The organism is Cryobacterium sp. PH29-G1, assembly GCF_030063365.1.
Classification (GTDB): domain Bacteria; phylum Actinomycetota; class Actinomycetes; order Actinomycetales; family Microbacteriaceae; genus Cryobacterium.
Genome location: NZ_JASISY010000005.1, coordinates 214,498 through 226,698, shown reverse-complemented (window position 1 = coordinate 226,698; position 12,201 = coordinate 214,498). Strand labels below are relative to the sequence as shown.

General features: G+C 65.5%; 9 protein-coding genes and 1 pseudogene. 8 read left to right on the top strand and 2 right to left on the bottom strand.

Features of this window, described 5'->3' with window-relative positions; genetic code table 11:
* Positions 1 to 30 precede the first annotated feature (30 nt).
* From lysA to prfA, 6 genes and pseudogenes are all read left to right on the top strand, one after another.
* Entirely contained in the window at positions 31 to 1,464 is a 1,434-nt protein-coding gene (lysA, locus tag QMK22_RS09135) for a diaminopimelate decarboxylase (protein WP_283497308.1), read from the top strand.
* The gene (locus QMK22_RS09130) at positions 1,461 to 2,798 is read left to right on the top strand and encodes a homoserine dehydrogenase (protein ID WP_283497307.1); all 1,338 of its coding nucleotides are present in this window, start codon (positions 1,461 to 1,463) and stop codon (positions 2,796 to 2,798) included. The genes lysA and QMK22_RS09130 overlap by 4 nt, the downstream gene beginning before the upstream one ends.
* A complete protein-coding gene (gene thrC, locus QMK22_RS09125) occupies positions 2,798 to 3,925 on the top strand; it encodes a threonine synthase (protein ID WP_283497306.1) in 1,128 nt (375 codons plus the stop codon). The genes QMK22_RS09130 and thrC overlap by 1 nt, the downstream gene beginning before the upstream one ends.
* Complete coding sequence (gene thrB / locus QMK22_RS09120; protein WP_283497305.1) at positions 3,922 to 4,869, top strand: homoserine kinase; 948 nt, start codon at positions 3,922 to 3,924, stop codon at positions 4,867 to 4,869. Before thrC ends, thrB begins: the two co-directional genes overlap by 4 nt.
* 273 nt (positions 4,870 to 5,142) lie before the next feature.
* Positions 5,143 to 7,752: a transcription termination factor Rho gene (gene rho, locus QMK22_RS09115; protein ID WP_283497304.1), complete on the top strand. Its 2,610-nt coding sequence runs from the start codon at positions 5,143 to 5,145 to the stop codon at positions 7,750 to 7,752.
* A pseudogene (prfA, locus tag QMK22_RS09110) lies at positions 7,752 to 8,768 on the top strand (peptide chain release factor 1); the annotation flags it as partial. The gene rho and the pseudogene prfA, both read left to right, overlap by 1 nt.
* 21 nt (positions 8,769 to 8,789) lie before the next feature.
* Here prfA and epsC read toward each other — a convergent pair.
* Both epsC and cysK read right to left on the bottom strand, forming a co-directional pair.
* The gene (gene epsC / locus QMK22_RS09105; protein ID WP_283497398.1) at positions 8,790 to 9,377 is read right to left on the bottom strand and encodes a serine O-acetyltransferase EpsC; all 588 of its coding nucleotides are present in this window, start codon (positions 9,375 to 9,377) and stop codon (positions 8,790 to 8,792) included.
* Positions 9,378 to 9,439: 62 nt separating this feature from the next.
* Positions 9,440 to 10,375, bottom strand: a complete 936-nt coding sequence (gene cysK / locus QMK22_RS09100; protein WP_283497303.1) for a cysteine synthase A — start codon at positions 10,373 to 10,375, stop codon at positions 9,440 to 9,442.
* 85 nt (positions 10,376 to 10,460) lie between these two features.
* On the opposite strand from cysK, the gene prmC reads away from it, so the two are divergent.
* The gene (gene prmC / locus QMK22_RS09095) at positions 10,461 to 11,345 is read left to right on the top strand and encodes a peptide chain release factor N(5)-glutamine methyltransferase (RefSeq protein WP_502857390.1); all 885 of its coding nucleotides are present in this window, start codon (positions 10,461 to 10,463) and stop codon (positions 11,343 to 11,345) included.
* Between the two features lie 49 nt (positions 11,346 to 11,394).
* Positions 11,395 to 12,198, top strand: coding sequence for an L-threonylcarbamoyladenylate synthase (locus tag QMK22_RS09090; protein ID WP_502857388.1), 804 nt, complete (start codon positions 11,395 to 11,397; stop codon positions 12,196 to 12,198).
* Positions 12,199 to 12,201 lie beyond the last annotated feature (3 nt).

Sequence of the window (12,201 nt, the reverse complement as noted above, 5' to 3'; positions counted from 1 at the left end):
ATTCCCCTTCGACTCTCGTGAGGTACTTCCGTGACATTTGATTCCCATGCACAAACGCCTAACCCGCTGGCGCCCGATTGGTTGCGCCCGCCCGCCGACGCCAACGAGCTCGCTGCCGGGCTGTGGCCCTCCTCGGCGAGCCGCACCAGCGCCGGCGAGCTCGTGCTGGGCGGGGTCAGAGCCAGCGACCTCGCTGCCGAATTCGGCACCCCCCTCTACATCATCGACGAAGCGGATGCCCGCGCTCGCGCGGCCGAGCTGCTCGCCGTGTTCCAGGCCGAGTTTGCCCGCATTGGCACCAACGCCAAGGTCTACTACGCCGGCAAGGCTTTTCTCTCGACCGAGGTCGTGCGTTGGATGATCGCCGCCGGCCTCAATATCGATGTCTGCAGCGGCGGGGAACTGGCGGTGGCGCTGGCGGGTGGCGCCGAGCCGTCCCGCCTGGGATTTCACGGCAACAACAAGTCGCTGGCCGAACTCGACCAGGCCACCAGGGTCGGGATCGGCACGATCGTCATCGACAGCGAAATTGAGATCGGCCGCGTCGCCGAAGCCGCTGCCCGCAACGGCCGGGTGCAAAACGTACGGCTGCGCGTGAATAGCGGCGTGCACGCCCACACCCACGAATTTCTGGCCACCTCGCACGAAGATCAAAAATTCGGCATTGTGCTCACCGACGCCCCACGGTTGGTCGGTCTGATTCGGGCGCAGGCCGCGCTCAACTTCGTCGGCCTGCACTGCCACATCGGCTCGCAAATTTTCGGGGCCGACGGGTTTGCCGAGTCCGCCGCCCGACTGCTGGACGTGCATGCCGCCCTGCTCGCCGATGGCCCGGTGCCCGAGCTGAACCTCGGCGGCGGATTCGGTATCGCCTACACGAGCGCCGACGAGCCCACCCCGATTCGTGAACTCGCCGTGGCTTTGGCCGACATCGTCGCCACCGAGTGCACGCGACTGAACATTCCGGTGCCGGTGCTGGCCTTCGAACCCGGCCGCGTCATAATCGGCCCAGCGGGCGTGAGCCTGTACCGCGTCGGCACCACCAAGGCCGTCGACGTGTCGGGCACCACTCGGCTCTATGTCAGTGTCGACGGCGGTATGAGCGACAACGTTCGTCCGGCCCTGTACGGCGCCGACTATGCGGTGCGCCTGGCCGATCGCACGTCGGACATCGCCCCGGAGCTGGTGCGCATCGCCGGCAAACACTGTGAGAGCGGCGATATTGTCGTCGACGCCGACTATCTGCCCGGCGATGTGACTCCCGGCGATCTGCTCGCCGTGCCGGCCACCGGCGCCTACTGCTGGGCACTGTCCAACAACTACAACTATCAGGGCCGAGCGCCCGTCGTCGCTGTACTGAACGGTGCCGCGCGCGTGCTCGTGCGCGGCGAAACGATTGCCGACCTGCTTGCGCGGGATACCGGGGCGGCGTTATCTGCCCCCACCAACGGAGGAATATCTTGAAGACCGAATACCGCAATCTGCGCGTCGCTCTCCTCGGCGGTGGATCCGTCGGCGCCCAGGTGGCCCGCCTGCTGCTCGAACAGGGTCCCGAGCTCGCGAACCGAGTCGGCGCGACGCTCGAATTGGTCGGAATCGCGGTTCGCGATGTGAACGCAGAGCGCACCGTCGACCTGCCGCGCGCGCTGTTCACGACCAATGCCGAAGAACTCATCCTTGGTGCCGACATCGTCATCGAACTCATGGGCGGTATCGAACCGGCTCGCAGCCACATTCTGCTGGCGATCAGTTCCGGAGCGGATGTTGTCACCGCCAATAAGGCGCTGCTGGCACTGCACGGCACAGAGCTGTTCGCGGCCGCCAACCAGGTCGGCGCCCAGATTAACTATGAGGCCGCCGTCGCCGGTGCCATTCCCATCGTGCGCCCGTTGCGCGAGAGCCTGGCCGGTGACCGAGTCAAGCGCATTCTCGGCATCGTCAACGGCACCACGAACTACATTCTTGACCGCATGGACACCGAGGGCTCCAGCCTGGCGGATGCACTGGCCGAGGCCACAGCGCTCGGCTACGCCGAGGCTGACCCGACCGCCGACATCGGCGGGTATGACGCCGCGCAGAAGGCCGCCATTCTGGCGAGCCTGGCGTTCCACACCTCGGTGCCGCTTGAATCCGTGTATCGCGAGGGCATCACCTCGGTGACGCCGGCCCAGATTGAATCGGCCCGCAAAGCCGGATACGTCGTCAAGCTGCTCGCTATTTGTGAGCGGGTGACCGACGAGAACGGCATCGAAGGCGTCTCGGCGCGGGTCTATCCGGCCATGGTGCCGCGCAGTCATCCGCTTGCCGCCGTGCACGGCGCCAACAATGCCGTTTTCGTTGAAGCTGAGTCTGCGGGCAGCCTCATGTTCTACGGCGCCGGGGCCGGGGGAGTGGAGACCGCCTCAGCCGTACTCGGCGATGTCGTCTCAATCGCCAGGCGGCACGTCGCCGGCGGACCGGGAGTGGCAGCCTCGAGCTACGCCGAACTTCCGGTTTTCGATATCGGACGGGTCACCACCCGCTATGCCGTAACCCTTGAGGTCACCGATGAACCCGGTGTACTCGCCACGATCGCGAGCGTTTTCAGTAAGCGCAAGGTGTCGCTGGCCCTCGTCGAACAGTCCATGACCCCGGCCGTGACGGCAACGAAGAGTCGTGCAGCTCGCTCGGCCACGGCTACCCTAGTAATCGGGACCCATGACGCAACGGAGGCCGCCCTCGCCGCCACCGTGCAGGACCTGGCCACCAACAGTGTCGTCAGCGAAGTCGCATCCGTTTTGAGAGTTGAAGGAGTCTGATGTTTAGCCCAAGTGAGACCAGTGCCAACCTGACCAAGCCCGGCGCGATTGTCAGCCGACAGTGGCGCGGCGTGCTGAATGAATACTCTGACCGGTTGAATATCTCAGCCGCGACCCCGATCATCACTCTGGGCGAGGGCGGAACACCGCTCATTCCGGCCTCCGCACTGTCGGCGCGCACCGGCGCAAAGGTGTGGATCAAGTTCGAGGGCATGAACCCGACCGGTTCGTTCAAGGACCGCGGCATGACCATGGCCATGTCCAAGGCCATGGAAGACGGAGCGAAAGCCGTCATCTGTGCATCCACCGGAAACACCAGCGCTTCCGCTGCCGCGTATGCCGCGCACGCCGGCATCACCGCCGCCGTGCTGGTACCCGAAGGCAAAATTGCCATGGGCAAGCTCAGCCAAGCTGTTGCACACAATGCGCAGCTGCTGCAGGTGCAGGGCAACTTCGACGACTGCCTCGACATTGCTCGTGACCTCGCCACCAACTACCCGGTGCACCTGGTCAACTCGGTCAACCCCGACCGCATCGAGGGCCAGAAGACCGCCGCGTTCGAGGTCGTCGAGGTGCTCGGCGACGCGCCCGACTTCCAGTTCGTTCCGGTCGGCAATGCCGGCAACTACACCGCCTACTTTCGCGGCTACAGCGAAGAGGTAGCCCGCGGCGCCACCACGAAGCTTCCGCGTATGTTCGGTTTCCAAGCCGCCGGCAGCGCCCCGATCGTGCTCGGTCACCGCGTCGATCAGCCCGACACCATCGCCAGTGCCATCCGCATCGGCAACCCGGCATCGTGGGACCTCGCGTTGAACGCGCGGGAACAGAGCGACGGATACTTCGGCGCCATCACCGACGCGAAGATTCTTGAAGCGCACCGCATTCTTTCGGCCGAGGTCGGAATCTTCGTGGAGCCGGCATCCGCTATCGGCGTGGCAGGCCTGCTGGAGCGTGCCGAAGCCGGGTTCATTCCGAAGGGCTCCACCGTGGTCATCACCGTTACCGGCCACGGTTTGAAAGACCCGCAGTGGGCGCTGCGCACCGCGGACGGTTCCGATGTTGCGCCCACCATTGTTCCGATCGACACCGCTGAAATCGCGAGCGTGCTCGGCCTGGCCAAGGCATGACCAGCCCCGTTTCACTGATCGGCCGTGCTGTGTCGGTGCAGGTGCCGGCCACGACGGCCAACCTCGGCCCCGGCTTTGACACCCTCGGTCTGGCCCTGGCCAAGTACGACAAGCTCGAGGTCGCTGTGCGCAGCGAGCCCGGCGTCTTCGTCGAGGTGCACGGCGTCGGAGCCGGAGTGGTACCCACCGACGAGAGCAATCTGGTCGTGCGGGCTATCAGCCACACCTTCGCAGCCGTCGGTCAGCCGATGCCCGGGCTCAACATCGTCGCGCACAACGTCATTCCGCACGGCCGCGGCCTCGGCTCGTCGGGCGCGGCCATCGTATCGGGCATTATGGCGGCCAAGGGGCTGCTGGAAGGCGTCGTTGACATCGACGCCGACATGCTGCTCGTGCTGGCCACCGAGATGGAAGGCCATCCCGACAACGTGGCCCCCGCCCTGTTTGGCGGTCTGACCATCGCCTGGACCACACCCGAGGGACCGCGCCACAAGAAGCTCATGGTGCACCGCGGCGTGAAGCCGCTTGTCTTCGTGCCCGAGCAGGAAATGTCCACCGCGCTCGCGCGCAGTTTACAGCCCGAGTCAGTGCCGCACGCGGACGCCGTCTTCAACCTGTCGCGTTCCGCACTGCTGATCGCCGCACTCATCCAGAGCCCGGAGCTGCTTCTGGCCGCGACCGAGGACAAGCTGCACCAGAGCTACCGCGCCGCCGCTATGCCGGAGACGAACAAGCTCATCACCCTGCTGCGCGCCGCCGGTTTCGCCGCCGTCGTGTCCGGTGCCGGACCATCCATTCTGGTGCTGGCGAGCGACCCGGGCCAGCGTTTGCTCGCTGCCGAACTCGTGGCCCGCGAATCAGATACCCCCTGGCGCGCTCTCATGCTCGCCGTTGACGTGCAGGGCGCCACTGTGCAACCACTCACTCAGGAGAACGCCGCGTAGCCAGTGTTCCGATTGAGCCGACGCGCCGCCTGCGCGTCGGCTCGGCCATCGCGGGGGTGCTATGGTAGTTGTGCACCCGATAGAAACCGCCGATGGCGACATCTTCTCCGGTGCATTTCCTGTACCTCACTGCTATTGCGATTTTGTGCGTAGCTGTGTGTGTTTACACCAATCCCCTCCATTTGTCGGATTGGATCACCCGCAGCGCATTCTTCGCTGCATACATCTCTCCTGACCTGAATTTTCGTTCGGCAGGGGAAAGGACCCCCCTTCGTGACTGATGTCAACCTCCGCGCCACTGGCTCGGATCTTCCCCGCCTGAGTTCTCTTCGCGTGTCTGAGCTTCAGGCTCTGGCCCTTGAACTGAAAATTTCTGGCGCTTCCAAACTTCGAAAAGGAGAACTCGTGGACGCAATCACCGCGGCTCAGGCCAGCACCGCTGCTCCCGCCGAGGCCGCACCCGTAGTCGAAGCCGCACCCGCTGAGGCTGCGGCTGCACCCGCTGTGGCTACACCCGAGGCCGCGCCCGTCGAGGCGCCGATTCAGAGCGCCCCGGCCGAGAGCGCCCCGGCTGAGAGTGCCGCGGCCGATAGGGCCCCGGCCGAGAACGCCCCGGCGGAGAGCCTCGCCGAATCCATCGCGACGGCGCCGCGCAAGCGTGCACCGCGTCGTGCCAGCACGAGCACAGCCGCTCCCGCCAAATCCCACGTCAATGCCGACGCCAGCACCGGATTCGGCATCATTCTTCCCGACGCGCCGGCCGCAGGCTCCCGCATCGCTCGCAATGCCCGTGGCAACGGCGCTCCCAGCACCGCTGCCGATGTCGCGCCTGATGCTGCGCCCGACGCCGACAAGCCTGTGCGTCAAACACGCAAGCGCGGCGTGCAAGTAGCGCCGGTGAATCTCGATGACGCCGCCGCGGTAGTCGTCGACTCCGCCGATGCTCTCGCTGACACGCCCACGGCGGATGCACCCCCCGCCCGTCGCCCGTCGCGCCGCGCTTCATCGCAGCGCACGGCCGCTGCAACGCCTCCTGAGGCGCCCGCCGAAGCGTCTGCAGACACGTCTGCCGATTCATCCGCTGGATCTGACGGTGCCGCCGCTGAGCTTGCTGTCGCCCATGCTCGTGAGACCGCCACCGACGCACCGGCCGAATCAACGGACGATTCGAACGACTCCGGCGCACCCCGTCAGGGCCGTAGCCGCAGCCGTAGCCGCGGTGATCGTGCACAGGGTGATCGTGCACAGAGTGATCGTGCACAGGGCGCTGACCGCAACCAGGGCGAGAATGCCCCAGCGAGCGACCGACAGAACAACCAGAACAACCAGAACGACCGCGGCCAGAATGACCGCAATCAGAACGACCGCAACCAGAACGGCAGCAACGACGAGGGCATGACGCGGGCGCAGAGCCAGCGTCAGGCTCGCAACGAGCGCAACCAGGAACGCGCTCAGGCTCAGGCCGACCGCAACCAGGGCCAGAACAACCAGGGCCAAAACGAGCGCGGCCAGAACGAGCGCGGCCAGGACCGTAACCAGGGCCAGGGCCAGGACCGCAATCAGGATCGTAATCAGGATCGCAATCAGGGCCAGGACCGCAACCAGGGTCCCGATCGCAACCAGCTCGACGATGACTTGAACGGTCGCGGCAACCGCAACCGTTACCGCGACCGCAAGCGTCGCGGCCCGAACCAGGGCGATGACTTCGAACCCGAGGTTAACGACGACGACGTTCTCATTCCCGTCGCCGGTATCCTCGACGTGCTCGACAATTACGCGTTCGTACGCACGTCCGGCTACCTGCCCGGTGCGAGCGACGTTTACGTCTCACTCGGTCAGGTTAAGAAGTACAACCTGCGTAAGGGTGACGCCGTCGTCGGCTCCATTCGTCAACCGCACGAGGGTGACCAGTCCGGGCGCCAGAAGTACAACGCCATCGTCAAGGTCGACTCGATCAACGGACAGACCGTTGAAGAGGCCGCGACCCGCGTCGACTTCCACAAGCTCACCCCGCTGTACCCGACCGAACGCCTGCGCCTCGAAACCGAGCCGGGCAAGCTCACGCAGCGCATCATCGACCTGGTCGCGCCGATCGGCAAGGGTCAGCGCGGTCTGATCGTGGCACCGCCCAAGGCCGGCAAGACCATCGTCATGCAGCAGATCGCCAACGCCATCGCCACCAACAACCCCGAGGTTCACCTCATGGTCGTTCTGGTCGACGAGCGTCCCGAAGAGGTCACCGACATGCAGCGCACGGTGAAGGGTGAGGTTATCGCCTCCACCTTCGACCGTCCCGCCGAGGACCACACCACGGTCGCGGAGCTCGCTATTGAGCGCGCCAAGCGCCTGGTTGAGCTGGGACACGACGTCGTCGTGCTGCTCGACTCGATCACCCGCCTGGGCCGCGCCTACAACCTGGTGGCCCCGGCCTCCGGTCGTATCCTCTCCGGCGGCGTCGACGCATCCGCTTTGTATCCGCCGAAGCGCTTCTTCGGTGCTGCACGCAACATCGAAAACGGTGGTTCGCTCACCATTCTCGCCTCCGCACTCGTGGAAACCGGCTCCAAAATGGACGAGGTTATCTTCGAGGAGTTCAAGGGCACCGGCAATATGGAACTGCGACTGTCTCGCCAACTGGCCGACAAGCGCATCTTCCCGGCGGTTGACGTGAACGCGTCGGGCACCCGCCGCGAAGAAATGCTGATGAGCCCGGATGAAGTCAAGGTGACCTGGAAGTTGCGTCGCGCCCTCGCCGGGCTCGAACAGCAGCAGGCACTTGAACTCATCCTCGGCCGTCTCAAGGAGACGACATCGAACGTGGAATTCCTCATGCAGGTTCAGAAGTCGATGCCGACCCTGAACGGGTCAGACAAGGATAAGTAATGTTCGAATCCGTCCTCACGCTGCTGGCCGAGCACGACGACCTGCAGTCGCAGTTGGCGGATCCGGAGCTGCACGCTAATCCGGCCCGTTCGAAAAAGGTCAACCGGCGTTATGCCGAGTTGAGCCGCATCATCGCCGCGTATCACGAGTGGAAAGAGGTTGACGACAACCTCGAGGCCGCTCGCGAACTCGCCGACGAAGACGCTGCCTTCGCGGAAGAAATTCCTGATCTGGTGGAGCAGCTCGAGGTCACGGCCGAGAAGCTGCGCCGCCTGCTGATTCCGCGCGACGAACTCGACGCCCGCGACGTGATCATGGAGATCAAGATGGGGGAGGGCGGTGCCGAATCGGCACTGTTCGCCGCCGATCTTCTGCGCATGTACCTGCACTACGCCGAGTCGAAGCGCTGGAAAACGGAGATCATCGAGCAGACCTCGAGCGACCTGGGCGGAATCAAAGACATTCAGCTCGCGATCAAGGGCAACTCGAGCGACCCGGCCGAGGGCGTGTGGGCGCACCTGAAATACGAGGGCGGCGTGCACCGCGTCCAGCGTGTGCCGGCCACCGAGTCGCAGGGACGCATTCACACCTCAGCGGCGGGCGTGCTCGTCTTTCCCGAGGTCGACGAACCCGAGGAAGTCGAGCTTCACCCGAACGACCTCAAGATCGACGTGTACCGGTCGAGCGGTCCGGGCGGCCAGTCGGTCAACACGACCGACTCCGCCGTGCGCATCACCCACCTTCCGACCGGAATCGTGGTGGCGATGCAGAACGAGAAGTCGCAGCTGCAGAACAAGGAAGCCGGCATGCGCGTGCTGCGGGCTCGGGTACTGGCTCGCCAGCAGGAAGAGATCGACGCGGCGGCGAGCCTGGTGCGCAAGGGGCAGATTCGCACGATGGACCGTTCCGAGCGTATCCGCACGTACAACTTTCCGGAGAACCGGATTGCCGATCACCGCACCGGCTACAAGGCCTACAACCTGGACGCGGTCATGAACGGCGCTCTCGGCCCGGTGCAATGCGTTGCAGGCAGTGGGTCAGAGGTAGTACTCGGGCTCCAGCGCGCCCCCGCGGGCGGACTCGGCGGCTGCGGGAGTCTGCGGGCGGATCGTAGCCGGAACACCGACCAGCAGCGACCGGGGCGGGGCATCCTTGGTCACGACGGCGTTCGAGCCGATCGTGCTCCAGGCCCCGATCGTGATTGGGCCGAGCACCTTGGCACCAGCCCCCACAGTGACGCCGTCGCCGAGAAACGGATGCCGGCGCACCCCCCGCGCGTGCCCGTGACGGCTCTTGCCACCCAGCGTTACCGCGTGGTACAGCATCACATCGTCGCCGAGTACCGCCGTCTCACCGATTACGACACCCATGCCGTGGTCGATGAACAGCCGGCGCCCGATCGTTGCGCCCGGATGAATCTCAATCCCGGTCAGAAAACGGGTCAGCTGAGACAGAACGCGGGCGGGAAGGCGCAGCCCCGCATTCCAGAGGCGATGCGCGACTCGATATGACCAGACCGCGTGCAGCCCGCTGTAGGCCAAAAAGACCTCAATGTTGCTGCGCGCGGCCGGATCGTGGGTGCGCGCCGCGGCCATATCTTCACGGATACGCGAGAGCGGATTCAAGAGAGCGGATTCAAGGCAGTGGATTCACGGTGTGGTTTCATGGACGATCAGGCGTCGTTCTCTTAGTCCAGAAGGTCTTCGTAGAGCACGGTCGAGATATAACGCTCGCCGAAGCCGGGAACGATGACGACAATGGTCTTGCCGGCGTTCTCGGGGAGCTTGGCCTGCTCGAGGGCAGCCCAGACGGCTGCACCGCCGGAGATGCCGCCGAGGATGCCCTCGTCGGTGCCGAGTGCGCGGGCCGTGGCGAGTGAATCGGCCAGGGTCACATCGGTGATCGAGTCGTAGACCTCGCGGTTCAGGGTTTCCGGCACGAAGTTCGCGCCCAGACCCTGAATCTTGTGCGGTCCCGGCTTGCCGCCGGTGAGAATGGGGGAGTCGATCGGCTCAACGCCGACAACCTTGACGCCCGGTTTCTGGTCCTTGAGGTAGCCGCCGGCGCCGGAGATGGTGCCGCCGGTGCCGATTCCCGCGACGAGAATATCAACGGTGCCCGCGGTGTCGTTCCAGATCTCCACGCCGGTAGTCGCGCGGTGGATAGCCGGGTTGGCCGGGTTCGTGAACTGGCTGGCCAGCACGGCACCCGGCGTGTTCGCGACGATCTCCGCCGCCTTCTCAACGGCGCCACGCATGCCATCGGCACCCGCCGTCAGCACGATTTCGGCGCCATAAGCGCGCATCATGACGCGGCGTTCCTTACTCATGGTTTCCGGCATGGCCAGAATGACCGTGTAGCCGCGGGCCGCACCGACCATGGCCAGGGCAATGCCCGTGTTGCCGCTGGTGGCTTCGACGATGGTCCCGCCGGGCTTGAGCGAACCGTCCTGCTCTGCCGCGTTGATGATGGCAACGCCGATGCGGTCCTTCACGCTGCTGGAGGGGTTGTAGAACTCCAGCTTCGCGAGCACAGTCGCGCCCAGGCCGGCCGTCAGGCGGTTCAGTTTAACGAGTGGGGTCCCACCGACGGCTTCGGTGATGTCGGAATAGATCTGAGGCACGAGGGCAACTTTCGTTCGGTGGAAAAGGCCTCCTCCAGCCTATGTCCCCCGGCTGTGTACCGGTTGGTGCGTTACATTTCACTACGTGCCTTCTTCAGATTCTGCCCTGCCCGTGCCCCTCCTCGAACTTCGAAACCGGGCGATCAGCCTCCTGCGCGCTGCCGGCGTCACCGACCCCGAAGTTGACTCCGACCTCCTGATCGGCCATGTGCTCGGCCAAAGCCGCGGTGAAGTGCAGGCGGGCAGCATCCTGAATCGACCCATCAGCGCAGCGGATGCCGCCACCATCGACACCCTGCTGGCTCGCCGCAGCACTCGCGAACCGCTTCAGCACATCACCGGGCGGGCACCGTTCCGGGCGCTGTCGCTGCACGTGGGAACCGGCGTGTTCGTTCCGCGCCCCGAAACCGAGCAGGTGGCCCAGTTCGCCATAGACGCCCTGCGTTCCATGCCCGATCCTGACCCGATCGGCGTTGACCTCGGCACCGGCAGCGGCGCAATCGCCCTGTCTCTGGCCACCGAGGTGCCGCACGCGCGCATCTACGCGATCGAGAATTCGCCCGAAGCCTTCCCCTGGACCACCCGAAACTTTGCGGAGGTCGCCGCCGAAAACAGTACCCTCGTGTTCGGCGATCTGGCCCACGCGTTCGTCGAACTCGACGGTTCGGTCGCCGTCGTCATCTCGAATCCTCCGTACATACCGGCGGATGCCATCCCGCGCGATCCCGAAGTGCGCCTGTTCGATCCGGCCCACGCGCTGTTCGGCGGTATCGACGGCCTCGACGTGGTGCGCAGCGTGTCCACGACCGCGCTGCGCCTGCTGCGCCCCGGCGGCGTTCTCGTGATCGAGCACGGCGAATTGCAGGGGGCAATAATCCGTGCGCTGCTGACTGCGGACGGCTGGCGCGCGGCGGCAACGCACCGCGATTACACCAGCCGGGACCGGGCCACGACCGCGCTGCGCCCCTAAACCGCGCTCATCGGCTCTTCACAACCGCGCTGGGTTAGAATTGCCGGAAATGACACGTATCTACGACTGCATGAGCGACTCGGCCACGAGCGAGTCTGACTACGCTGCACATATCGCACTGGCCAGCACGGCTATCGGCCGGGGGGCGCTCGTCGTCATCCCCACCGACACGGTGTACGGCGTGGCCGCCGACGCCTTCAGCGCTGAGGCGGTGCAGTTGCTCCTCGACGCGAAAGGCCGCGGGCGCACGTCGCCGCCGCCCGTGCTCATCCCCGCCATTACCACGCTCGACGCCCTCGCCGTCGATGTGCCCCAGCCGATACGCGACCTGGTCGCGGCGTTCTGGCCCGGCGGGCTGACGGTTATCGTCAATGCCCAGCCCTCGCTGGTTTGGGATCTCGGCGAGACCCGCGGCACGGTCGCCTTGCGCATGCCGAGCAATCAGATCGCGCTCGATCTGCTCGCCGAAACCGGACCGCTCGCCGTATCCAGCGCCAACCTGAGTGGAATGCCCGCCACACGGGACGCCCAGTCGGCCGAAGCGGCACTCGGCGACAGCATCGACGTGTACCTCGACGGTGGTCCCTCCGGCAGCGCCTATGAGAGTGCTGAGTCCGGCGATGGCTCGTCGACCATCGTTGATGCCAGCGGCTTCGCGACCAACGGCGGTTTTCTTCACATTGTGCGCAGTGGTGTCCTCTCCCGAGACGCCATTGCGGCTGTCGTCGGCGACCTGCTCGCGGCCGAGCCGGCAGTTCCCGGAATTGCGGAACTCGCCACAGAATCGACCGGTGAAGAGGCGACCCCCACGCTCGCCGCGCCCTCCCAGGACGAAACGGATGCCAGCCGGTAGCCC

What these genes read in the sequence shown, in the direction of transcription:
- thrC (WP_283497306.1), top strand. Translation starts at nt 2,798, where the DNA reads ATGTTTAGCCCAAGTGAGACCAGTGCCAACCTGACCAAGCCCGGCGCG.
- thrB (WP_283497305.1), top strand. Translation starts at nt 3,922, where the DNA reads ATGACCAGCCCCGTTTCACTGATCGGCCGTGCTGTGTCGGTGCAGGTG.
- QMK22_RS09090 (WP_502857388.1), top strand. Translation starts at nt 11,395, where the DNA reads ATGACACGTATCTACGACTGCATGAGCGACTCGGCCACGAGCGAGTCT.